Consider the following 22351-nt stretch of genomic DNA (forward strand, 5'->3'; position numbering starts at 1 on the left):
GAGGCGTAGGAACATGAGTATCGGGTGTTTATGTATTCACGGGTACACAGGAAGCCCGGATGAAGTCCAGCCCCTCGTCGACTTTCTGGAAGCACGGACGGATTGGGAAATTGCCAATCCTACGCTTCCGGGGCACGGGGAGGACTTGGATCTTGAAGGGCACTATTATCAAGAATGGATTGCTACGGCAGAGCTCGCTTTGCTGGACCTCATGAAAAGACACGATACCATTTATATTATCGGCTTTTCCATGGGTGGGATGATTGCTGCTTACTTGACTGCAAAGTATCATCTGGATCGTTTGGTGCTTTTGTCGGCGGCTGGAAAGTATGTCAGTCTTCCACAGATGTATAAGGATATTCTTGCGATGGTTGCAGATGCGTGGAATGGCGTGCTTGCAGACAATGAGCTTTTTCTCAGGTACCAGAAAAAGTTGAAGGATACTTATCTCTTTTCCACATTCGAATTTATGAAGTGTGTGCAATTCACACGACCCTATTTACAACAGGTCCGCTGCCCTGTGCTCATCATCCAAGGGGAGCTTGATGGCATGGTGCCAAAGAAAGCGGCTTTGTATTTGGAAGAAGAAATTCCTTCAGAAGAAAAAGAGGTCATTTTCTTGAAAAAGTCGAAGCATTTGATCTGTCATGGGGATGACAGCGACGAATTGTTTGATAAAGTGATGGACTTTGTAAGTCAACCATAGGGGGAAGAGAAATAATGAAGAATAATCGTGGACAACCCATCCAGACACCTTTTTATTATGGATGGGTTGTTGTGATGGTTGCCGGTTTGAGCGTGTTCTTTTCAGGACCTGGTCAAACCTATTCCATCTCCATTTTTATTGATTATTACATAGAAGATTTTGAGTATTCACGGTCGTTGGTTTCTGGTATTTATTCAGCGGCTACATTGTTAGCGGGAATCACGTTGTTTATGATGGGGCGCCTCATCGACCGTTTCGGACAGCGGGCGATGATGGTTACGATTGGTTCATGTTTAGCATTAGCTTTGTTTTGGAATGCTTTTCTTCTCGGGCCGATTATGATGTTTTTTGGCTTCTTTATGATTCGTTTATTCGGGCAGGGATCGATGACATTGATTCCAAACACGCTTGTGCCCCAATGGTTCATAAGGAAGAGGGGACGAGCGCTCAGTATTATGGCGATCGGTGGATTTGCTAGTTCTGCTTTGTTACCACCACTGAATACATGGCTGATTGAATCCTTCGGTTGGAGAATGACATGGGGCTTATGGGGAGGCGCACTGTTGATTCTTTTTGTTCCACTGGCCTTCTTCTTCGTCCGTAACAAACCCGAGCACATCGGGGAAGTGCCGGACGGGACGCCGAAACCGGTCAAAGGAGAAACAGTGAAAAACCCGAACGTTGAGGTCAATGAAAAGAGTTGGACATTGAAGGAAGCCATGGCGACGAGAGCTTTTTGGTTTATTTTGTTTTGTGTCATCGTCCCAGCTCTCGTAAACACGGCGATTACCTTTCATATGGTGTCGATCATGGATTTAAGAGGACTGGATACAGGGGTAGCAGCCATGGTGCTGACCTTAATGGCCGTCGTCGGATTTCCGGTTACTTTCGTCAGTGGTTATCTGGTCGATCGTTTCAAGGTGCATTATATTTTGGCCATCACGTTCTTTGGCCACATCTTTACGCTGGTCGTTCTTTTGTTCACAAATTCATGGTGGATGGCTGTTGCCTTTGGTGTATTCTGGGGCTTCGTCAATGGCTTTGAGCGAATCGTATTGAATATCGTCTGGCCAAATTATTTTGGGAGGGAACACCTTGGGAGTATCAAAGGGCTTGCCCAAACGGTCATGGTCGTTGGTTCAGCGCTTGGGCCGCTTCCGTTCGGTTTGTTTTTTGACTGGCTGGGAGGTTATCAGGAAGTCATTCTGCTGACCATTCTCTTTCCGGTGACCGCAGGTATTCTTGCGTTATTGTCACCCCAGCCGAAATATGAGGATTATCATGCATAAAAAAACGTCAGAGGTTTAAAACCTCTGACGTTTTTTAGTCTTTAAAGAAAGCGATGACGAGCCCACCTTCTCCTGCGTATGTGGAGATAAGGGGGCCTGTTTCCATAAAGAGAGATTCTTTGAAATTGTAACGTTCTTTGATTGTACTCATGACTTTCTTTCCCCGGTCCTCATCGTTGCAATGGGACATCGCAATGACGCGGTCTTCCAGGTTGGATGCATACTCACCGATTTGGTCGACGAAGCGGCGCAAGGATTTCTTGTTGCCTCGTACTTTTTCCGTCACTTCTACTGCGCCTTCATCATCGCTCGCTTTCATAAGAAGTTTGATATTCAGTGTCTTGGCGATGGCTCCTTTGACCTTATCCAGTCGTCCGCCTTTGATGACATTTTCCAGCGTCTTCAAAATGAAGAGTGTCGTCGTCTTCTCAATCCGCTCCTCCATATGGGAGACCAGCTGGTTAAAATCGTATCCTTCTTCCATGCGGGCCGTCGCTTCATGCACGAGTAATGCAATGCCGCAGGAGGCCGTCTTCGTATTGAGAACGGCAATTTTACGATCCGGTTCTTCATCAAGGAGCATGTCCTTACCCATGACAGCACTCTCATATGTACTGCTTAATCCCTGAGTAAGGGCAAGCACTAAAATTTCATCGTTCGGATCGATCTGTTTGTATTTTTCATAAAAATCATTCGGGCTTGGAGAAGAAGAACGGGGAAGTTCATCAGACTGCTTCAGTTTTTCATAAAACGTAGGCAAATCGATCGTTTCCCCTGTTTTATATTGTTCATCTCCGAAGTGTAAGTTAAGCGGAACATATTGAATACTATGTGCGTCCATCATTCCATGAGGCAGATCTCCGCCTCCATCAATGATCAGTTGTATCGTCATTTCTTCACCTGCTCTCTTAAATTCATCGTACTATTGAGGTGTACCCCATACTTATTCAATATTATATCAAACTTAGCGGTCTATTGACGGTTTGTTTCATGAGTGAATTTCGGTTTCACCTTTTTCATCGTGCTCAGTATGAACATCATAAGACCGAAAATGACAATAGATCCTCCGAGCCATTGCGTCCATGTGATCACTTCATCCAAAATCCAATAGGCTAAGATAGAAGCCCCGATTGGTTCGACGAGTACAGCCATGGAAATCGTAGAGGTGCTGAGCCATTTCAATGTCCAGTTGAACAGCGTATGACCGAAGAAGGTCGGGATGATTGCGAGACCTAAGAATATCAGCCACTGATCACCGTCGTAACCGGTAAAAGAATAACCAAGCGCCAGGTTATAGAGTAGAAGTGTGGCCGCTGCCATCCCATAAGCAATGAACGTATAGGTCATGATGGACTGACGTTTACGTAAGTTCTGACCAAGCAGGAAATAACCGGTAACGGTAATAGCACCAAGCAGGGCCAGCAGATCACCGAACAAAGCCGTGCCGCTTATTTGAAAGTCGCCCCAGCCGATGATTACGCTTCCTGTCAATGTGATGACAAGACTCAGAATGGCTCCGACAGTGAATCGCTCTTTGAAGAAGAGGTAGGTCCCCATAAAAGCGAAGACCGGCTGGAGGGCAACAAGGACGACGGAACTTGCGACGGTCGTATAATTCAATGATTCAAACCACAAAATAAAGTGGAAGGCGAGGAATACACCCGATAAAATCGCAAGAACCCAATCTTTCTTATTCGTTTGTTTTATTTCATCGAAATGTTTCCATAATACATAAGGAGCCATAATTCCGACTGCAATGGCCAGACGGTAAAAAGCGATCATCGCAGCCGGCGCATCTCCTGCGAGTTTGACAAAAATCGCGGAAGTGGAAATGGAAAGGACGCCAATAAACAAAATAATATATGGTTGAACTGGAGGCTTTTCCAAGCGAGCCCTCCTCTGGTATACGTCATTTTTTTCTCATTTTATCATTATTACGTTTGAAAAGCATAGCCGAAATGTGTAGAATTAACTATGTTATATGTGTTATGATGAATGAATCTATCAGGCAGATACCAGAGAAGCCTCTCCCGTTTCCTGTGGCAGAAGGCTTTTTTTACATGTATATAGGTAGAAGATTTAAACAATAAAGGAGTATGAAATTACTGTGACAACATTTCAATCACTAGGATTATCAAAACCTATCCTAAAATCATTAGACGTTATGGGTTTTGAAGAAACAACACCAATACAAGAACAAACAATCCCTCTAGGACTAGAAGGGAAAGATGTCATTGGTCAAGCTCAGACAGGTACGGGAAAAACGGCTGCATTCGGTATTCCGATGCTGGAAAAAATCAACAAGCAAGTGAAGGCCGTTCAAGGACTTGTCATCGCCCCGACAAGGGAATTGGCTATTCAAGTAGCAGAGGAGCTTAACCGTCTAGGTAAAGGAAAAGGCATTCGTGTCCTGCCAATTTATGGTGGATCAAACATGGAACGCCAAATCCGTGCCCTGAAAAACAATGACATCGTCGTAGCAACACCAGGACGTTTGCTGGACCACATCCGTCGTAAAACAATCAAGTTACAAGATGTCCACACAGCAGTACTTGATGAAGCGGATGAAATGCTTAATATGGGCTTTATCGAGGATATCCGTGACATTCTGAAGGCACTGCCAGAAGAGCGCCAAACTTTGCTTTTCTCAGCGACAATGCCGAAAGAAATTCGTGATATTGCAACAACATTGATGAATAACCCGGAAGAAGTAAAAGTCAAAGCGAAAGAAATGACAGTGGAAAACATTGAGCAGTTCTTCGTAGAGATTCCGGAAAAGCACAAATTCGATACACTGACACGTTTGCTGGATATCCATGACCCTGCATTGGCGATTATTTTCGGTCGTACAAAGCGTCGTGTTGATGAAGTAGCTGACGGTCTTCAAGCTCGTGGATTCAGTGCTGAAGGCATTCACGGTGACTTAACACAAGGGAAGCGTATGTCCACATTGAACAAGTTCAAACGCGGACGCATCGAGATCCTTGTCGCAACAGACGTAGCCGCACGTGGCCTGGACATTTCCGATGTTTCTCACGTGTACAACTTTGACATTCCGCAGGATCCAGAAAGCTATGTCCACCGTATTGGACGTACAGGACGTGCCGGTCGTAAAGGGAAATCCATTTCCTTCGTAACACCTCGTGAGAAGGATCAGCTTCACCTGATTGAAAAACTCACGAAGAAGAAAGTGGAACGCCTGAAAGTACCTTCTTCTGAAGAAGCAGCACGCGGTCAGCAAAAAGTGGCTGTTGAGAAGTTGGCAGAAACGATCACAAACAACGATTTGAATAATTATAAGCAGGCAGCTAACGAACTGCTTGAACAATATGAGTCCACAGACCTTGTCGCTGCTGCACTGAAAATGATGACAAAAGAACGCAGTGAAGTACCTGTCCGTTTGTCTTCTGTTCAACCGATCAGTGTGAAAAACGCACAGCGTGACAAGAGTAAGAAAAAAGGTGGCTACCGCAAAGGTGGAGGCGGCAAGCGCAACTTCAACAATAAAAATAAATCCCGCAACCGCAACTTTAGCGGCAAAGGCGGCAGCAAGCGCGGCAATTACCAAAACAAAGGCCGCAGCTAAGTATGACCATTGAAAAGGATCAGTCCTCTGTACGAGGGCTGATCCTTTTTTTGTTTTGCTCGTATTGATGGTTATTGAAGGATACGGCAGTACAGTAATTTATCAGTGGGTTTTACGCTTTTATCGGTTGATTTTAAGTATTTATCAGTGACTTTCAAACTTTTATCAGTGGGTTTAGCGGTTTTATCGGTGAGTTTCGTGTTTTTATCAGCGGGAGGTATTGGTGGATGATATAAAAAAAGACTCCACCCCCGAAGGGTGAAGCCATTACATGCGGTTTACTAGTGCGAACAAAGCGAGGAAGATGATGATTCCCCAGAGAATGTACTTGCCTGTGTTCTTCCGCCCGTATTTTCTTTTCTGCCAACGATCCGGATCGAAAGAAATGTCATCACTGTCGGAACGCGAATGACGGGTGCGGACTTGCCATAAAGAGAAGCGGCGCGCATTTTTTAAAATGACAGGAGCAATGGCGAAACCGCCAATCAGTCCGAATAAGTGACCGAAGATATTGATGTTTGGCCGTGCAAAAGTCATGAATAAACCGATTGCAAAAATGGCGAGAATAATTTGCGAATTGGCTGTATCAATCAAGTGTTTCCGGTTCATGACCATAAATAGATAAACGCCGAAGATACCGAAAATGGCTCCTGAAGCCCCGAGGTGCCAGTAATAGGCATCCGGATTAACGATAAATGTACCGAGGTTGCCGACAATGCCGGCAAATAAATACATCACAACAAACTTTCCTTTTCCTAACATCTGCTCAAGGGCTGGCCCGAAGAGGACGAGGGAAAAGGAGTTGAACAGGGCATGGGTGAAATCTCCGTGTAAGAAAATCGGAGTGACGAGGCGCCAATATTCGCCGTTCAAAATCAAGGCATTCATCCCAATGCCCCATTCCTTCAAGTCAACCGCAAAACCGAGCTGCAGAAAATCCATCAACAGCCATAAAAAGAAATGAAGCCCAACTAGAAATGAAACAATCGGATAAAATCGAATAAATTCTTTAAAACTCTCCGTTCGTACAAACATGACTAATCTCCTTTTTTACGTTCAAGTTAAGGGGAGTGTCTCGTTCCCTGAACCCTATACATCTCCAAAAATCGATGAACATGCTTTCCTGAATAAGGGAACGTGCATAAAGTTCATTGAACTCCTATTATAATGTAATCCTTGCCGCTTCCTCGTATTCTTTTTTACCGTGAAAAGATTCGGGTATACTGTTCATAGATTGTTAATGAAAAGGAAGATGAATTGTGATCAAAGGCATCGGCGTAGATATCATTGAATTGGATCGTATTAAACAAAGTATAAAGCGAAGAGAACGCTTTGTTCAACGAATACTGACTGAAGAGGAACATCTTCGTTACGAATCGTTGAATGAAAAAAGAAAAGTAGAATACTTGGCGGGTCGGTTTGCTGCAAAAGAAGCTTTTGCCAAAGCGACGGGTACAGGAATCGGCAAGCTTGGTTTCCATGACGTTGAAATATTATCAAATGAAATGACAGGGGCGCCTGTGATGAAGGCGAAAGGCTACGATCGCTATCAGGTGTGGGTGTCCATCAGTCATAGTTCGGATCATGCCATTGCTCAGGTGGTTTTGGAAGAGTGCTAGGGAGGTATAGGAGGGCAGACATAATTACATAGGTTGTCTCATAACATTGTAATGCGGGTAGGAGGGAACGAATTGGATATTGTTACCGCACAAGAAATGTACGAACGGGATCGAGTGGCCATGGAAGCCGCTGGACTAGATGGGAAGATGCTCATGGAGAATGCAGGGAGAGCGGTTGCGTATGACTTTCTCCGCTACATTCAAAAAGAGCATACGATTGTCGTCCTGATAGGTGCTGGCAATAATGGAGGCGATGGATTCGTCATTGCCAGGACGTTGTTGAACCTTGGATACGATGTGGAGGCTTGGCAAGTCGTTCCGGACACCAAGATCACTGGAGATGCAGAAGCACATAAGAGGATATTCCAAGCTTCTGGTCACCCGTACAGACTATTGAAGAGTTCGGAAGACTTGAATACTTCTCTATGTCGTGCAGATGTATGCATCGACGCGATGTTAGGGATCGGAGTGAAGGGGCGGCTGAGAGAGCCCTACGCGGATATCGTCCGTCTCTGTAATGAGAGATCAATTGTAAGACTTGCCGTCGATCTCCCTTCCGGTGTGCCGGCAGATGAAGGGGAAGAGGATTTTGAGGCATTCCAAGCTCATTACACGTCGATCATCGAAGCACCGAAGCAGAGTGCCTTTTTACAACACACACAGCCAAACTATGGCGAATGGTCGGTCGTGGAAATCGGACTACCACCCAAACAACTTCCGGATCCCCGGAGGATGCTTTGGGGGAGAGCTGATGTTGAAAGGACCTTGCCTAAACGAGAGGATCATTCGCATAAAGGATCGCACGGAAAAGGGTTGATCATCGGAGGGTCTCACTTGATGCCCGGCTCTGTCGCTATGACGGCGAGGGCAGCTCTGCGGAGCGGGGCGGGATTGATTGCGGTATCCACGGATTCTGAAGCGATCCCTGCGATTTCTCCGTATGTGCAAGAAGCGACTTTTGTAGAAGGGGAAAATGGAGGACGAGTTCCTGACCTGGGAGGGTACGATGGTATCGCTGTCGGTATGGGATTGGGCCGCAACTCTATGCAGGAAACAGTGGTGGAGCGACTGGTCCGTGAAAAAGAAACCCCATTACTGGTGGATGCCGACGGGTTGTACCTTTTAAAAGATTTCCTTGGAGAGTTGAAAAATAGGGAAGTTCCGACCGTTCTGACGCCTCACCCAGGTGAGTTCGCCCACTTGACGGGTCTTTCCATCCAGGAGATTTTGCGCGCTCCTTTTTCCTATTCAAAAGAATTCGCTGAAAAGCACGGCGTGTACCTCGTTCTGAAAGGACCTTCAACGATCATTACAGGTCCTGATGGTGAACAGCGGGTAGACGTCTCAGGCAATGCCGGCCTCGCTAAAGGTGGAAGTGGTGATGTTCTTTCTGGCATTCTGCTCAGCATGATGATGCAGACAGAACATGTGATGGATGCCTTAAGCAATGGTTGTTTCCTTCATGGATCAACGGCTGATTTACTTGTGCAGGATGGACATTCGAAGGTTGACCTACTCGCCTCTGACGTCATTGAAGGTTTATCCCGGACGTTCCGTACATTTTCTTCTTGATCCATATCATACGTTCCCTTTGTCCTTAAGTAGAGACAAAGGAGTTGAGTCTTATGCAAAGACGTTTTCTGATCCTGTTGTTCAGCCTGTTCGTCTTAGGTGCTTTGACAGCTTGTGGCTCACAGTCGAAAGAAGATGTCGTCAAAAAGCTCGAAAAACAGTCGGAAGAAATGGCTGGATATAAGACCGAAGCGAATATGAAGATGCGTACAGGGAAGGAAGAACAGAAATACAACATTCAAGTGTGGCATAAAAAGGATGATTTTTACCGTGTGAAGCTTCAAAATGATCAGGATGAAAAAGGAAGCCAGATCATTTTGAAAAATGACAGCGGCGTTTATGTCTTGACGCCTGCCTTGAACAAGAGTTTCAAATTCCAAAGCGAATGGCCTCAAAACACAAGTCAGCCTTATCTTTATGCTTCACTGCTGAATGATATCAAAGCGGATCCGGATGCAGAGTTCAATGCTTCCGAAAACTACTTTGTGTTCAAGACAAAGACAAACTATCAAAATAACAAAACCCTGCCGTTCCAGGAAATTTACTTTGATAAGAAAACATATCATCCTGTGATGGTGAAAGTGTTTGACCAGGATATGAATGCTCTTGTGGAAGTCCAATTCGCCAACTTCTCGAAGGACGATTCCATGAAGAAGGAAGACTTTGATGTCGATAAGAATATGGCCATGGCTCCAACAGAAGCCCCTGTTGCGAACATGGAAGGGGAAGAGCTTGAAGAAGTGCTGTATCCACAAGAGACATTTGGTGCTGAACTTGCAGATGAACGTGAAGTGAAGACGGAAGATGGGAAACGATTCATTATGACCTATGCAGGTGATAAGGACTTCACATTGGTTCAGGAAAAAGCGGAAGTTCAAGCGGCAAGTGCTCAATACTCTGTCCAGGTGAATGGTGAACCTGTCCAGCTTTGGGATGGAGTTTTTGCAGCCTTCGAACACAACCGTCTGGAATGGAACCATAATGGAACGACTTACCAGCTCGCGAGCAATGAATTGACGCAGGATGAAATGGTCGCTGTCGCAAGCTCAATCAACACGGCTGCGATGGTGAAATAAACTTGGAAGGAGCAGGCTTAACGGTCTGCTTTATTTTTTGGTCTTCCATCACTCTGGTTAGGAAGATGCCCCTCAAGCTTCACCCCCCGGGCTCACGAGAGTCTTTGCTTTCTTTAGAGTCAATCACCAAATCTATCCAATATTCCTGTTTTTTCTATGATATTTGACACTGGCTTCTTCTCATTCAATAATAAAAAGATATAGAGAGAGGAGCGGTCATTGTGGCATGGAATACGTATTACAGAGATTCAATCGCAAAGGTTGAATTGACGGCGATTGAGTATAATATACAGCAATTGAAACACCGATTGGAAAAAGAGACAGACATTTGCGCGGTAGTCAAAGCAGATGCCTACGGACATGGGGACGTGCAAGTCGCAAGGGCTGCCTTAAAAGCGGGAGCAAAGAGTCTTGCCGTCGCACTTTTGGATGAAGCTTTAAAACTGAGAAGAGCAGGAATTGAGGCACCGATTCTCGTCATGGGCTGGACACGCCCTGGGGATGCTGCGGTCGCTGCTGAAAACAACATTGCTTTAACGGTTTTCCAAAAAGATTGGCTGAAGGAAGCGGCGGGTATTCAGCGTTCTAACCCATTGAAACTTCATCTGAAAATCGATACAGGAATGGGACGGATCGGGGTACGAACGGTGGCAGAATTAGAGGAAATCCTTGCTGTTCTTGCTGAAACCTCCGAGTTTCATTTGGAAGCTTTGTTTACCCATTTTGCTACAGCGGATGAGGAAGAATCCGAGTATTTTCATAAACAACAAGAGCGCTGGCACGAAATGTTTTCTTATTTTAAGAGGAATTGGGCAGAAGATGTCGAAATTCATACAAGTAACAGTGCGACAAGTATGAGGGTTCCGGAGCGGATGGATCATTTTGTCCGATTTGGTATCAGCATGTATGGACTTTATCCTTCTCCCCATGTCAAAAAAGAACGGCCGATCGACTTGAAGCCTGCTTTTTCTCTGTCGAGCCGGTTGGTCCATGTCAAAAAAATAGAGGCTGGAGAATCGATTAGTTATGGGGCTACCTACACAACGGAAAAAGAAGAGTGGATCGGCACCATTCCGCTTGGTTATGCGGATGGTTGGATCCGTAAGCTTCAAGGTGCGGAGGTCCTCGTCGACGGGAAACGTCAGCCGATTGTCGGAAGAATTTGCATGGATCAATTCATGATTCGGCTGGATCAGGAATATCCTATAGGGACAAAGGTTACCTTAATTGGTAAACAAGGGGATCAAGAAATTTCAGCCGATGAAATAGCAGAGCATCTCGAAACGATCAATTATGAGATACCCTGCATGATCAGCCAAAGGGTGCCGAGAGTTTTTCAAGAAGATGGGAGAACGGTAGAAGTGAGAAACTCCTTGTTGTGAGTAAGCTTCCCGTTTCCGGACAATTCTCCCGATGTAAGGATAAAAGCTTTCATAATTCACGAAAAAATTCCAACACTCCTTTGCAATGGACACTCCCGTTTGATAAGATTAGAGTGGACTAATTGACTGGTTTCTTTTGAGAGAAGATGGTGGAGGTGTATGGTTTTGTCCGATAGCATGCAGGAGATTGTCATCCGGATTCCGGATAACCTACTCAATGAAGTGGATGGCTTCATTCAACTCGATAACAGTGATCGGAGCGATTTCATGTGTCAAGCAACGAAAATGTATTTGCGTGAGAAGAAACAGCGACATATTAGAGAATCCATGCGTAGAGGCTACATGGAAATGGCGAAAATCAATTTAAATATCGCTTCAGAAGCGTTTCAAGCTGAAGAGGAGGCCGAACACACCCTGGAGCAACTAGTGAGCGGGGTGTGAAGCCAGTGATAGTCAAACGAGGTGACGTTTATTTCGCTGATTTGTCCCCAGTTGTGGGATCAGAACAAGGCGGGGTTCGTCCTGTACTCGTCCTTCAAAATGATATTGGTAATCGTTTTAGCCCTACCGTGATCGTAGCCGCGATTACTGCGCAAATACAAAAAGCCAAACTTCCAACACATGTCGAAATTAATGCAGAAAAATACGGGTTCGAGCGAAACTCTGTGATCCTACTGGAACAAATCAGAACGATTGACAAACAGCGTTTGACCGATAAGATTACTCAACTTGACGAACCGATGATGCAGCAGGTCAACAAAGCCTTGCAGATCAGCCTCGGTTTGATCGACTTTTAATCGGAAAGCACGTCGTGTATGAAAAATAAAGTTGCCTTTTTAAGGTAACTTTATTTTTTTTGGCTTTTCTAGTTTATAATGGACATAGATAGGGTATTGATGATGGCGTGTTTTTTATTAACAGGTTTTTATTAGGTTCACTTGTCATTTTACAGAGGGTATGGAAAGATACTCATGTATGAGCGATATGGAACGCCCTTATGAGGAAAGCGAGGGCAAATGGTGTAAAAGTAAGGCTTTTTCTGATAAAGTTATATTCAAATAGTATAAGGACGAACAATAGAGGGTTATGAGGCGGAGGTTTAGATAATGGACGAAAGACTGAAAAATGTAGTGGTAGAACATAGTGATGACATTGTCAAAATGTGGTTGGAGGAAGTCAATACACATAAGAAGAATGATTATACATCGACGATTTCTGATGAAATGTTCGAAAGCACGAATCGTGAATTCGTCAATGTGATTTTTTCCAGTATCGAGAAGCAGGGATTATCTTCTGACTTGGACGATTTCTCTGAACGCTTGATCAATCTCGGCTGGCCGTTGAGTTATTTAACAGACGGGATGCAGGTGTTCCGTCGTGTAGTGACGGATTTCATCCTCAAACAATCGGATAAAATCGACTCGGATTATTTTTCTGAGGTCCTTCGTAAAGTAGATGGCTGGGTCGATCCAATCATCAACCGTCTTGTCAACGAGTATTCAGGAAGCTGGGAGCACATCGTTTCCTTGCAAAGGGTAGCTTTACAAGAGCTTTCCGCACCCTTGATCCCTGTGATGGAGAACATCACGATCATGCCTCTGATCGGAACCATCGACACGGAGCGGGCCAAGTTAATCATGGAGAACCTGCTGGACGGAGTGATCAAACATAACGCTGAAGTTGTTTTGATCGATATCACAGGTGTTCCGGTTGTGGATACGATGGTTGCCCACCATATCATCCAGGCAGCTGAGGCTGTGCGACTGATCGGTTCACGGTGCATTTTAGTAGGAATCCGCCCTGAAATTGCACAGACGATTGTGAACCTCGGAATCGATTTAGGGAAGTTCCCTACGAAGAGTTCATTGCGGAAAGGGTTCCAAACAGCATTAGAATTAACGAATCGTCGTATTGAAGAAACCCAGAACAATGATGAAGACATCGAAAAATTAATTGATTCACTAGATAGGGAGTGAAAACATGAGGATACCTATTTTAAAGCTTCATAACTATTTACTCATTTCCATACAAATCGATTTGGATGATCAGACGGCCATCCAATTCCAAGAAGATCTCTTGAGCAAGATTCATGAAAGCGGAGCGACAGGTGTCGTCATTGATTTGACATCCGTTGATATCATCGATTCTTTCATTGCCAAAGTGTTGGGAGACGTTGTGACGATGTCGGATTTGATGGGGGCCAAAGTTGTTTTGACGGGGATCCAGCCGGCAGTTGCGATGACTCTTATTGACCTAGGTATACACATGCAAGATGTCCCGACCGCGTTAGATCTAGAACAAGGGTTGATCAAACTTCGCCAGGAATTGGAGGAGTGAATATGGACTTCCAATCCTGTGTCAATATAAAGAAGGAGTGGGACATCGTCGGAGCCAGACAACTTGGACGAGATATATCCAGAAAGATCGGCTTCGGGACTGTCGATCAAGCAAGGATTGCCACGGCCATTTCTGAACTGGCACGGAACATTTATCTATATGCAGGAACAGGCAAAGTCTGTTTCGAAGCACTCGAAGACATGAATAAAAAGGGAATTCGGATCGTAGCTACGGATGAAGGACCCGGAATCAAAGATATCAGCCAAGTTATGGAAGACGGATTCACCACATCAGGAGGGCTTGGAGCAGGACTGCCAGGGGTGAAACGGTTGATGGATGACTTTGATATCGTATCTGGAGAAGGTGAAGGTACGGAAATCACTGTCGTCAAATGGCTCCGTTAAAGGAGGTAATAAGTGATGAACACATTGAAGCTCGATTTAGAAAATTATAAAGAACTATTACAAGAGTATATTAAGACCGAGGATGAGCAAGCTCTATATCAAGCGGAACAGTTCAGTAAGCACTCCATGCAGCAGAACATATCGCCGGAAGAGATCATCAATGTTCATATCCAATCGCTACAGGAAATATACCCGGATATGCCGAGGTATATTCAGTCATCTATGAACTTTCTTCTGGAAACCATGATTTCTTATGGGTTGGCTTACCAGGAGTATCAGACGTTGCGGGAAAAGCAGCTTGAACTCAAATCGGAAATTTCCGTCGCTGCCAATATGCAGAAAACGTTATTGTCGACAGTGAAACCGGATCTATCTGAGATTGATGTGGGAGCTTTGAGTGTTCCTGCGAAGCAAATGAACGGTGACTATCATCACTTTGTGCACGATGGAAAAGGGAGCCTTGGAATCGCTGTTGCCGATGTCATAGGTAAAGGTGTACCCGCTGCTCTCTGTATGTCGATGATCAAATATTCGATGGACAGTTTTTCAGGGATGCGAACGGATCCTAGTGTCATTCTGGGCAGCCTGAACCGTGTAGTGGAACGGAACGTAGATGCAAGCATGTTCATTACGATGTTCTATGGATTGTATAATTCGAACGAGCATACGTTCACTTTTTCATCAGCCGGCCATGAACCAGGTTACTATTATCATAAAGATCGTGATGAGTTTGAGGAAATCGATGTACCGGGACTTGTACTCGGCGTATCTCCTGAGGTCACGTATAAGCAGTACGAAAAGAGAGTGGAAAAAGGAGATATGATCATCCTTCTGACCGATGGGGTGACCGAATGCCGACAAGGAGATCGATTCATCGATCAGGAAGAGATTTTACATGTCATCAAACAATATTCTCATCTACCGGCACAGGGAATCGTGGATCAAGTGTATAAACATTTTGAGCGTCTGCAGGACTTTCAGTTGAGAGATGACTTCACATTGATTATTTTACGAAGGAACGTTTAACAACTGTTTATACAGGGTAACCAAATATGTAGTACGTTTTTTAGGAAACATTGGGAGGGATTATGATGAATTTATCTATAGATGTTACGAACAATGAAGGTGTTTCAAATGTCGTCCTTACCGGAGAGGTCGATGCATTCACAGCACCCAAATTAAAAGATACATTGCTGCCGCTGACGAAGGAAAAAGGCCAAGTCGTAGAGGTGGATTTTCAGGATGTGAATTACATGGATTCCACAGGTCTTGGTGTATTCATCAGTGCCTTGAAGTCGACAAAGGAACATGAATCTGAGATGCGCCTTGTCCATATGCAGGACCGTGTTTACCGTCTCTTCAAGATTACGGGCTTAACAGAAATTATAAACATCGAGTCTACAGTGCAAGGTGGAATGTAAACATGGAACCATTTGATTTTGTTGAAGTGAAGGTACCTGCCAAAGCGGAATACATCGGTGTCGTCCGTCTGAGCATATCAGGGATTGCCAACCGAATGGGATTCACTTATGAAGATATCGAAGATTTGAAAGTCGCCATTTCAGAGGCGATTACAAATGCAGTGAAACATGCGTATAAAGAAACGGGTGAAGGTGAAATTACCATCGGTTTCGGTGTTTATCAGGACAGGCTTGAAGTCATGGTCGCTGATCATGGAGGAAGCTTTAACCTTGGCGAGATCAAGGAAGATATCGGCCCTTATAAACAAGATGATGATATCGAAGAACTGCGCGAAGGAGGCTTTGGCCTGTTTCTCATTGACGCTCTGATGGACAAAGTTGAAATCAATAGCAAATATGGAGTCATTGTCCTTATGACAAAATATCTCCATGAAACCGGGGTGGGTCAAGATGGCGACCAAATCACAACACCACAATGAGGAAGTTTACGAATGGATCGCCTATCTACAAGAGAACCCGAGAGATGAAGAGATCCAAGAGAAGGTTGTCCTCGTTTATAAGGACCTTGTAGAATCCATTGCTCGTAAATACTCAAAAAACAGCACCATCCATGAAGACTTGGTTCAAGTCGGCATGCTTGGACTGTTAGCGGCAATCCGAAGGTATGATCCCGAATTCGGAAAGTCCTTTGAGTCGTTTGCCATACCGACGATCATTGGGGAAATCAAACGCTTCATTCGTGACAAAACATGGAGCGTACATGTCCCACGTAGAATCAAGGAGCTTGGACCGAAGATCAAAAAGGTATCGGAAGAACTAACGAACTCATTGCAGCGCTCTCCATCTGTAAAAGAAATTGCAGATGAATTAGAAGTATCCGAAGAGGATATCCTTGAGACGATGGAAATGGGCAAAAGCTATAAAGCTCTGTCTGTCGACCGTAAGATTGAAGCAGACTCTGACGGCAGCACCGTCACCATCCTTGATTTGATTGGAAATCAGGAAGATGGTTATTCCAACATCGATCAGAGGATGCTCTTAGAAAAGATTCTGCCCATCCTTAGCGAACGCGAACAGGAAATCTTACAATGCACGTACTTTGAAAACATGAGTCAGAAAGATACAGGCGAACGACTGGGCATCTCCCAGATGCACGTATCCCGTTTGCAAAGGCGAGCATTGAGGAAACTGAGAGAAGCCTTGCAATCTGAATCTGTCGAGGTATTCTAGTGGAAAAGGAAAATAAACGGGTGGATTTATCTATTTTCCAAAAAGCCAAAAAAGGGAATTATTATTGCGGGGACAGCTATTTCTATAAGGAAACGGAGGATGCATTCCTTTGTGCCCTTGCCGATGGCCTCGGAAGTGGCGAAATGGCCCGCGAATCGTCCAAGGCGGTTATGGAAGTGATAGAGGAACATCCTGACTTGACTCTAGAAGCTCTCATCAAAAAATGCAATGAGGTGTTGGTAGGGAAACGAGGAGTGGTCCTTGGGATTTTAAGGATCGACTTTAACGCTCGTACTTACTCTTATTCATCGATTGGTAACATCGGGGTTATTACTGTGGACCCGGATGGGAAGCGTAATCGCAACATTCCGTTGGCTGGTTACTTATCCGGTTATCCTCGCAGGCTGAGAATTTCTCACGGAACTGTGCAGGAAGGGATGGTCTTCCTTATGTTTTCAGACGGAGTCAATGACCGTCGTCTGTCTTCAAAGTTTACTCATTCCAGAGACGTTGAGCAAATCACTCAACATTATAAAGAATTATACGGTCAATCCCGTGATGATGATATCACACTGATTGCTATGGCTTATAACTGAAACCCTTCATTCGAACCGAAAGGTAGAATGAAGGGTTTTAATGTTTTCTCTGGATCATCATTTTATTCAAGTATATGGCAGTCTTGTGGAAGACTCAGTTTCGAGATGTTCTCGGGATTCGTTCCCCAGGTTGAGCGTCAAGGATGGCTGGGAAGCAGCTCGCTTTTCTGCGGGGATGACGGAGAGCCTCTTCGATCTCAAGCTCTGCGGTGTCTCTCCAGCCAATCCATTCCCGCAGGAGGCTCGCATCTTCCCAACAACCCCATTCAATTTAGGTGAGCAACGAGCCCGCATACACGAATGGATCCTCTTCCACAACCGCTCTGTCGCGAGGGCTATCATGCAAATGACTGTCTGTTTTGAGAGTGTTTCCATCCACATCCATTACGCTGGAAAGCAGCTTATTCTGGAAATGTTTCGATATACATATACACTTATGGTCAGGGGCGGAGGGAAACGGTGAGACTCCTATGGGCCGTGTGGGACAGGTGAGACCCCGGAAGGCGTAGCCTGAGGAGGCTCGCCGCCCGCCCCATGGAAAGCGAACCTTTTCCCGCAGCTCCTAAACTTCAACAAACATCTCGAAACAGGGTCTTCAAGTATTCTCTTTTATAATTTGATACAATGGATGAGACGTCATTGAAGGAGGTCATTTTGTTGAGTGAAACAAATAAAAATACCGAGCTTATGAAGCTCGTAGCGAAACAGACGAAATTGAAGGATCAGACAATCAAACAAGTTATTGAATTGCTTGAAGAAGGAAATACCGTTCCGTTTATCGCCCGTTATCGGAAAGAGCTGACAGGCGGACTGGATGAAGTGCAAATCAAAGAGATAGAAGATCAGTGGAACTATGTAACGAACCTTGTTCAGCGTAAGGAAGAAGTCATTCGCCTCATTGATGAACAGGGCAAACTGACCGAAGACCTACGCCACCAAATTGAATCCGCTGAAAAACTTCAAAAAGTGGAAGATTTGTACCGCCCTTATAAACAGAAACGTAGGACAAGAGCGACGATTGCCAAAGAAAAAGGGTTGGAGCCTCTCGCGACTCAAGTGTGGGAACAGCAGAATATCGACTTTGAAAAGGAAGCTGAAGCCTTCTTTTCTGATGAACACGAAGTGAATACGGTTGAAGATGTCCGGGGAGGGGTGAATGATATCATCGCCGAATGGATCTCGGATGACCCTACATATCGAGAAAAGATTAGAAAACAGACGCACGACAAGGGTGTCATCGCTTCATCTGAAAAGAAAGCAGATAAAGATGAAAAAGGCATTTTCGAAATGTATTATGACTACCAAGAACCCGTTCGGTCTATCGTGTCCCACCGTGTTCTAGCCCTTAACCGTGGTGAAAAAGAAGAAATCATTAAAGTATCCGTTCAGCCTCCTGAAGAGGCGATTGTTCAATATTTGGAGAGGAGTGTCATTAAACGCCATACGGTCGGGAAGCTTCGTTCCATCTTGGAAGAAGCCATTCAGGACAGTTATAAGCGTTTAATTCAGCCATCTGTTGAAAGGGAGATCCGAGGTGCATTATCTGAGCAAGCCGAGGAACAGGCGATTGAAGTTTTCTCCAGTAACCTGCGAAACCTCTTGCTCCAACCCCCGTTGAAAGGGAAAGTGGTTCTGGGAGTAGACCCTGCCTACCGTACCGGATGTAAGCTTGCCGTCGTAGATGAAACAGGGAAAGTGCTGGACATTGGCGTCATCTACCCAACAGCACCTAGAAATGATACGGCAGGAGCAGAGAAAAAGATTCTTGCCTTCATGGATACGTATGACATTGAGCTGATGGCCATCGGGAATGGTACAGCCTCCAGAGAAACGGAACAATTCATCGCAGATATGATCCAAAAACATCAGCTGAAGGCTTCTTATATGATTGTGAATGAAGCAGGGGCAAGTGTTTACTCAGCTTCGAAGCTCGCACGTGAAGAATTCCCAGACTTTCAAGTGGAAGAACGAAGTGCGGTATCTATCGCGCGTCGTGTCCAGGATCCATTAGCAGAACTCGTGAAAATTGATCCTAAATCGATCGGTGTCGGTCAATACCAGCACGATGTAACTCAGAAAAAACTGAATGAATCATTAACATTCGTTGTAGAGACGGCGGTAAACCAAGTGGGAGTTAATGTGAACACAGCCTCTTCTTCTCTGCTGCAATATGTATCAGGGCTAAGTAAAACCGTTGCGAACAATGTCGTGAAAAAGAGGGAGGAGTTAGGTAAGTTTACGAAACGATCCGAACTCAAAGATATTCCACGCTTAGGTGCAAAGACATTTGAGCAAAGTATCGGCTTTTTACGAATACTAGACGGAAAAGAACCTCTTGATCGCACACCTATCCACCCGGAAAGTTACAAAGCGACAAGGGAACTGCTGAGGAAGTTCGGATTTACCACAGAAGATATCGGAACGGACAAGTTAGCAGAAGAATTGAAAAGTGTAGACGCATCATCTGTAGCGGAACAACTGGACATTGGGGAGTTGACACTGCAGGATATTGTGAAATCTCTCGTTCAGCCTGGCCGCGACCCAAGGGATGATTTGCCTAAGCCATTGTTGAAAACGAATGTTCTTTCAATGGAAGATTTAGAACAGGGGATGGAACTGGAAGGAACCGTAAGGAACGTAGTAGACTTCGGTGCTTTCGTGGATATTGGTGTGAAACAGGATGGGCTTGTCCATATCTCAAAACTTGCTGACAAATTCGTCAAACACCCAATGGACGTGGTGGCGGTAGGGGACGTCGTTACCGTTTGGGTCGATCAAGTGGATGTACAAAAGCAGAGGATCGCTTTGACCATGATCAATCAAGGATAATACTAAACGAAACTGCCTGGAGAGAGAAAGCTTTCCGGGTAGTTTTTATTTGTATAGGTGCTGATAGTAATACCAGCATTGATTCAGCATTTTAATTTGATATTTGTCTTTGTTCAAGAATGCTTTTGTCATTTGGTTCTTCAACCAGGAAGGCATAAGAAGTCATCTCCTTCATATTCAACTTTTTTCATTCTTATGATACAGTATGCAAAGGACGAGGGAGGTGTTCCTATGACAGATCAGGAATTGCAGCAATGGACCGATGAATTATCGAAAAAATACTTTGACAAGCCTTTTGCGCATGATGTATACTTCAATTCTCGTCTTCGGACGACAGGAGGGAGATACATTCCTTCTAAAAAAGTAATTGAAATCAATCCGAAATATATAGTAGAATTAGATGGTGTCGAATTAGAAGGCATCATTAAACATGAACTTTGTCATTACCACCTTCATATTGAAGGGAAAGGTTTTGGGCATCGCGATCCTGAGTTCAAGGCTTTATTAAAAGAAACAGGGTCTCCACGACACTGTTCACCACTCCCTTCTGAAAAAAGTGGGAACTTCCATCACTATGTTTGTACAAAATGCGGACAAACATACAAGCGGAAAAGACGGGTGGACACGAAACGTTTCGGATGTGGGAAATGTAAAGGGAATATAAAAAAGAAGTAAATTTTCCATTGACGAAAGAGGGGCCACATGTTAAATTAGTTAAGTCCTAACAAAACAAGCCAAAAACACATGGGAAACGACTTAAATTTCATGTAAAAAAGGTTTGACACCACGGACGAAATGTTATAAGATATTAAACGTCGCTGATAAACAGCAACGAACATTACAAATTATTCCAACGTAGCTCAGTGGTAGAGCAATCGGCTGTTAACCGATCGGTCGTAGGTTCGAATCCTACCGTTGGAGCCATTACGGAGAAGTACTCAAGTGGCTGAAGAGGCGCCCCTGCTAAGGGTGTAGGTCGCGTAAGCGGCGCGAGGGTTCAAATCCCTCCTTCTCCGCCATTTATTTTTGGCCCGTTGGTCAAGTGGTTAAGACACCGCCCTTTCACGGCGGTAACACGGGTTCGAATCCCGTACGGGTCACTTAACCTTATAGAGGTCCGGTAGTTCAGTTGGTTAGAATGCCTGCCTGTCACGCAGGAGGTCGCGGGTTCGAGTCCCGTCCGGACCGCCACTCTTTTTGGGCCATAGCCAAGCGGTAAGGCAACGGTTTTTGGTACCGTCATGCGCTGGTTCGAATCCAGCTGGCCCAGCCATTTTTCCTTCGAAAAAGAGTTGACAAAAAGCTGAATAAGTTATATGATGTTTCTTGTGCTTCAAAAAACAACATCATCATTGAGTGTTACAGATTCCTTTAATAGGAGCCATTAGCTCAGCTGGTAGAGCATCTGACTTTTAATCAGAGGGTCGAAGGTTCGAATCCTTCATGGCTCACCATTTATTATGCGGGTGTGGTGGAATTGGCAGACACGCTAGATTTAGGATCTAGTGCTTCACGGCGTGGGGGTTCAAGTCCCTCCACCCGCATTATCCAATTATCATGATCAGCATCCCATTGTTTACTACAGCAATTTTGCGGTCGTGGCGGAATCGGCAGACGCGCTAGGTTGAGGGCCTAGTGGGAGGTAATCCCGTGGAGGTTCAAGTCCTCTCGGCCGCACCAACTTTTTTAAAAAAAGTGCTTGCGTCACAACACAAAAGATGATAAGATATTAAATGTCGCTTTTTTAATGCGCCCGTAGCTCAATTGGATAGAGCGTCTGACTACGGATCAGAAGGTTAGGGGTTCGACTCCTCTCGGGCGCGCCATTAACGGGAAGTAGCTCAGCTTGGTAGAGCACTTGGTTTGGGACCAAGGGGTCGCAGGTTCGAATCCTGTCTTCCCGACCATCGAAATCCTAAATAACAATATGATACACTTGCGGGTGTAGTTTAGTGGTAAAACCTCAGCCTTCCAAGCTGATGATGAGGGTTCGATTCCCTTCACCCGCTCCATTTTATTGAATGTCATCGGGGCCTGTAGCTCAGTTGGTTAGAGCGCACGCCTGATAAGCGTGAGGTCGGTGGTTCAAGTCCACTCAGGCCCACCATGATTCATTTGATCTTTGAAAACTGAACGAACCAACCAGTACGTCAAAACATTTCTTCTTTATAGAAGAAATTTGAAACAAGCACATTCGGTGTGCAAATGAGCAAGTCAAACTTAACTTTTATGGAGAGTTTGATCCTGGCTCAGGACGAACGCTGGCGGCGTGCCTAATACATGCAAGTCGAGCGCGGGAAGCGA

At 44.9% G+C, this 22351-nt stretch carries 23 protein-coding genes, 12 tRNA genes and 1 rRNA gene; 32 read left to right on the top strand and 4 right to left on the bottom strand.

What is annotated here, in order from left to right; all coding sequences use genetic code 11:
• Positions 1–13 precede the first annotated feature (13 nt).
• Together DYE48_RS19455 and DYE48_RS19460 are read left to right on the top strand one after the other, a co-directional pair.
• Positions 14–706 (top strand): alpha/beta hydrolase, encoded by a 693-nt coding sequence (locus DYE48_RS19455; RefSeq protein ID WP_115825009.1) that lies wholly within the window; start codon positions 14–16, stop codon positions 704–706.
• A 14-nt stretch (positions 707–720) separates the two neighbouring features.
• Positions 721–1995 (top strand): MFS transporter, encoded by a 1275-nt coding sequence (locus tag DYE48_RS19460; protein ID WP_115825010.1) that lies wholly within the window; start codon positions 721–723, stop codon positions 1993–1995.
• Between the two features lie 34 nt (positions 1996–2029).
• Here DYE48_RS19460 and DYE48_RS19465 read toward each other — a convergent pair whose 3' ends face one another.
• Both DYE48_RS19465 and DYE48_RS19470 read right to left on the bottom strand, forming a co-directional pair.
• Complete coding sequence (locus DYE48_RS19465) at positions 2030–2887, bottom strand: DegV family protein (RefSeq protein WP_115825011.1); 858 nt, start codon at positions 2885–2887, stop codon at positions 2030–2032.
• A gap of 80 nt (positions 2888–2967) precedes the next feature.
• A complete protein-coding gene (locus tag DYE48_RS19470) occupies positions 2968–3882 on the bottom strand; it encodes a DMT family transporter (protein ID WP_115825012.1) in 915 nt (304 codons plus the stop codon).
• Positions 3883–4102: 220 nt separating this feature from the next.
• Between DYE48_RS19470 and cshA the strand changes: the two genes are divergently transcribed.
• Positions 4103–5581: a degradosome RNA helicase CshA gene (gene cshA, locus DYE48_RS19475; protein WP_115825013.1), complete on the top strand. Its 1479-nt coding sequence runs from the start codon at positions 4103–4105 to the stop codon at positions 5579–5581.
• Positions 5582–5848: 267 nt separating this feature from the next.
• On the opposite strand, the gene DYE48_RS19480 is transcribed toward cshA, so the two are convergent.
• Entirely contained in the window at positions 5849–6616 is a 768-nt protein-coding gene (locus DYE48_RS19480) for a rhomboid family intramembrane serine protease (RefSeq protein ID WP_115825014.1), read from the bottom strand.
• Between the two features lie 224 nt (positions 6617–6840).
• Here DYE48_RS19480 and acpS point away from each other — a divergent pair, with 224 nt between their 5' ends.
• The 15 genes from acpS to DYE48_RS19560 all read left to right on the top strand — a co-directional run bounded on the left by acpS (position 6841) and on the right by DYE48_RS19560 (position 20047).
• Positions 6841–7200 (top strand): holo-ACP synthase, encoded by a 360-nt coding sequence (acpS, locus tag DYE48_RS19485; RefSeq protein ID WP_115825015.1) that lies wholly within the window; start codon positions 6841–6843, stop codon positions 7198–7200.
• Positions 7201–7272: 72 nt separating this feature from the next.
• Complete coding sequence (locus DYE48_RS19490; RefSeq protein WP_115825016.1) at positions 7273–8772, top strand: NAD(P)H-hydrate dehydratase; 1500 nt, start codon at positions 7273–7275, stop codon at positions 8770–8772.
• Positions 8773–8825: 53 nt separating this feature from the next.
• A complete protein-coding gene (locus DYE48_RS19495; RefSeq protein ID WP_115825017.1) occupies positions 8826–9848 on the top strand; it encodes a LolA family protein in 1023 nt (340 codons plus the stop codon).
• 221 nt (positions 9849–10069) lie between these two features.
• On the top strand, positions 10070–11230 hold the full coding sequence (alr, locus tag DYE48_RS19500; RefSeq protein WP_115825018.1) for an alanine racemase: 1161 nt from the start codon (positions 10070–10072) through the stop codon (positions 11228–11230).
• Positions 11231–11389: 159 nt separating this feature from the next.
• A complete protein-coding gene (locus DYE48_RS19505; RefSeq protein WP_027956786.1) occupies positions 11390–11671 on the top strand; it encodes a CopG family ribbon-helix-helix protein in 282 nt (93 codons plus the stop codon).
• Positions 11672–11676: 5 nt separating this feature from the next.
• On the top strand, positions 11677–12027 hold the full coding sequence (locus tag DYE48_RS19510; protein ID WP_035511328.1) for a type II toxin-antitoxin system PemK/MazF family toxin: 351 nt from the start codon (positions 11677–11679) through the stop codon (positions 12025–12027).
• A 309-nt stretch (positions 12028–12336) separates the two neighbouring features.
• On the top strand, positions 12337–13206 hold the full coding sequence (locus tag DYE48_RS19515) for an RsbT co-antagonist protein RsbRA (RefSeq protein ID WP_089654560.1): 870 nt from the start codon (positions 12337–12339) through the stop codon (positions 13204–13206).
• Between the two features lie 4 nt (positions 13207–13210).
• On the top strand, positions 13211–13567 hold the full coding sequence (locus DYE48_RS19520; RefSeq protein WP_089654561.1) for an STAS domain-containing protein: 357 nt from the start codon (positions 13211–13213) through the stop codon (positions 13565–13567).
• Between the two features lie 2 nt (positions 13568–13569).
• Positions 13570–13971, top strand: a complete 402-nt coding sequence (locus tag DYE48_RS19525; RefSeq protein ID WP_089654562.1) for an anti-sigma regulatory factor — start codon at positions 13570–13572, stop codon at positions 13969–13971.
• Positions 13972–13986: 15 nt separating this feature from the next.
• Entirely contained in the window at positions 13987–14997 is a 1011-nt protein-coding gene (locus DYE48_RS19530) for a PP2C family protein-serine/threonine phosphatase (RefSeq protein ID WP_089654563.1), read from the top strand.
• A gap of 65 nt (positions 14998–15062) precedes the next feature.
• Entirely contained in the window at positions 15063–15392 is a 330-nt protein-coding gene (locus tag DYE48_RS19535; RefSeq protein ID WP_089654564.1) for an STAS domain-containing protein, read from the top strand.
• A gap of 2 nt (positions 15393–15394) precedes the next feature.
• Positions 15395–15871 (top strand): anti-sigma B factor RsbW, encoded by a 477-nt coding sequence (rsbW, locus tag DYE48_RS19540; protein WP_115825019.1) that lies wholly within the window; start codon positions 15395–15397, stop codon positions 15869–15871.
• Entirely contained in the window at positions 15843–16622 is a 780-nt protein-coding gene (gene sigB, locus DYE48_RS19545) for an RNA polymerase sigma factor SigB (RefSeq protein ID WP_089654566.1), read from the top strand. Before rsbW ends, sigB begins: the two co-directional genes overlap by 29 nt.
• Positions 16623–16642: 20 nt before the next feature.
• A complete protein-coding gene (locus tag DYE48_RS19550) occupies positions 16643–17218 on the top strand; it encodes a SpoIIE family protein phosphatase (protein ID WP_244199486.1) in 576 nt (191 codons plus the stop codon).
• A 687-nt stretch (positions 17219–17905) separates the two neighbouring features.
• Positions 17906–20047 (top strand): Tex family protein, encoded by a 2142-nt coding sequence (locus DYE48_RS19560; protein WP_208639672.1) that lies wholly within the window; start codon positions 17906–17908, stop codon positions 20045–20047.
• Between the two features lie 45 nt (positions 20048–20092).
• Here the strand turns inward: DYE48_RS19560 and cmpA are convergent, their stop codons facing one another.
• Positions 20093–20203, bottom strand: coding sequence for a cortex morphogenetic protein CmpA (gene cmpA, locus DYE48_RS19565; RefSeq protein ID WP_089654570.1), 111 nt, complete (start codon positions 20201–20203; stop codon positions 20093–20095).
• Between the two features lie 75 nt (positions 20204–20278).
• Between cmpA and DYE48_RS19570 the strand changes: the two genes are divergently transcribed.
• From DYE48_RS19570 to DYE48_RS19635, 14 genes are all read left to right on the top strand, one after another.
• Positions 20279–20722: a SprT family protein gene (locus tag DYE48_RS19570; RefSeq protein ID WP_115825023.1), complete on the top strand. Its 444-nt coding sequence runs from the start codon at positions 20279–20281 to the stop codon at positions 20720–20722.
• Positions 20723–20896: 174 nt separating this feature from the next.
• Positions 20897–20971, top strand: a tRNA-Asn gene (locus DYE48_RS19575).
• A gap of 4 nt (positions 20972–20975) precedes the next feature.
• Positions 20976–21066: transfer RNA gene (locus DYE48_RS19580), tRNA-Ser, on the top strand.
• A gap of 9 nt (positions 21067–21075) precedes the next feature.
• A tRNA-Glu gene (locus tag DYE48_RS19585) sits at positions 21076–21147 on the top strand.
• A 14-nt stretch (positions 21148–21161) separates the two neighbouring features.
• Positions 21162–21238 (top strand) — tRNA-Asp (locus DYE48_RS19590).
• Between the two features lie 7 nt (positions 21239–21245).
• A tRNA-Gln gene (locus DYE48_RS19595) sits at positions 21246–21320 on the top strand.
• A gap of 105 nt (positions 21321–21425) precedes the next feature.
• Positions 21426–21501 (top strand) — tRNA-Lys (locus DYE48_RS19600).
• Positions 21502–21509: 8 nt separating this feature from the next.
• Positions 21510–21591 (top strand) — tRNA-Leu (locus tag DYE48_RS19605).
• A 48-nt stretch (positions 21592–21639) separates the two neighbouring features.
• Positions 21640–21727, top strand: a tRNA-Leu gene (locus tag DYE48_RS19610).
• A 69-nt stretch (positions 21728–21796) separates the two neighbouring features.
• Positions 21797–21873 (top strand) — tRNA-Arg (locus DYE48_RS19615).
• Between the two features lie 4 nt (positions 21874–21877).
• Positions 21878–21954 (top strand) — tRNA-Pro (locus DYE48_RS19620).
• Between the two features lie 31 nt (positions 21955–21985).
• Positions 21986–22059, top strand: a tRNA-Gly gene (locus DYE48_RS19625).
• Between the two features lie 18 nt (positions 22060–22077).
• Positions 22078–22154: transfer RNA gene (locus tag DYE48_RS19630), tRNA-Ile, on the top strand.
• 119 nt (positions 22155–22273) lie between these two features.
• A 16S ribosomal RNA gene (locus tag DYE48_RS19635) occupies positions 22274–22351 on the top strand; the annotation flags it as partial.

It is taken from the genome of Halobacillus trueperi (genome assembly GCF_003386945.1).
Lineage (GTDB): Bacteria > Bacillota > Bacilli > Bacillales > Halobacillaceae > Halobacillus > Halobacillus aidingensis.

Excerpts from the sequence above, each read along its gene's own strand:
- DYE48_RS19505 (WP_027956786.1), top strand. The coding sequence starts at position 11,390 with ATGGTTTTGTCCGATAGCATGCAGGAGATTGTCATCCGGATTCCGGAT.
- DYE48_RS19480 (WP_115825014.1), bottom strand. The coding sequence starts at position 6,616 with ATGTTTGTACGAACGGAGAGTTTTAAAGAATTTATTCGATTTTATCCG.
- DYE48_RS19455 (WP_115825009.1), top strand. The coding sequence starts at position 14 with ATGAGTATCGGGTGTTTATGTATTCACGGGTACACAGGAAGCCCGGAT.
- sigB (WP_089654566.1), top strand. The coding sequence starts at position 15,843 with ATGGCGACCAAATCACAACACCACAATGAGGAAGTTTACGAATGGATC.
- DYE48_RS19465 (WP_115825011.1), bottom strand. The coding sequence starts at position 2,887 with ATGACGATACAACTGATCATTGATGGAGGCGGAGATCTGCCTCATGGA.
- DYE48_RS19570 (WP_115825023.1), top strand. The coding sequence starts at position 20,279 with ATGACAGATCAGGAATTGCAGCAATGGACCGATGAATTATCGAAAAAA.
- DYE48_RS19520 (WP_089654561.1), top strand. The coding sequence starts at position 13,211 with ATGAGGATACCTATTTTAAAGCTTCATAACTATTTACTCATTTCCATA.
- DYE48_RS19535 (WP_089654564.1), top strand. The coding sequence starts at position 15,063 with ATGAATTTATCTATAGATGTTACGAACAATGAAGGTGTTTCAAATGTC.
- DYE48_RS19560 (WP_208639672.1), top strand. The coding sequence starts at position 17,906 with ATGAAGCTCGTAGCGAAACAGACGAAATTGAAGGATCAGACAATCAAA.
- rsbW (WP_115825019.1), top strand. The coding sequence starts at position 15,395 with ATGGAACCATTTGATTTTGTTGAAGTGAAGGTACCTGCCAAAGCGGAA.
- DYE48_RS19525 (WP_089654562.1), top strand. The coding sequence starts at position 13,570 with ATGGACTTCCAATCCTGTGTCAATATAAAGAAGGAGTGGGACATCGTC.
- DYE48_RS19495 (WP_115825017.1), top strand. The coding sequence starts at position 8,826 with ATGCAAAGACGTTTTCTGATCCTGTTGTTCAGCCTGTTCGTCTTAGGT.
- DYE48_RS19530 (WP_089654563.1), top strand. The coding sequence starts at position 13,987 with ATGAACACATTGAAGCTCGATTTAGAAAATTATAAAGAACTATTACAA.
- DYE48_RS19515 (WP_089654560.1), top strand. The coding sequence starts at position 12,337 with ATGGACGAAAGACTGAAAAATGTAGTGGTAGAACATAGTGATGACATT.
- DYE48_RS19460 (WP_115825010.1), top strand. The coding sequence starts at position 721 with ATGAAGAATAATCGTGGACAACCCATCCAGACACCTTTTTATTATGGA.
- cmpA (WP_089654570.1), bottom strand. The coding sequence starts at position 20,203 with ATGCCTTCCTGGTTGAAGAACCAAATGACAAAAGCATTCTTGAACAAA.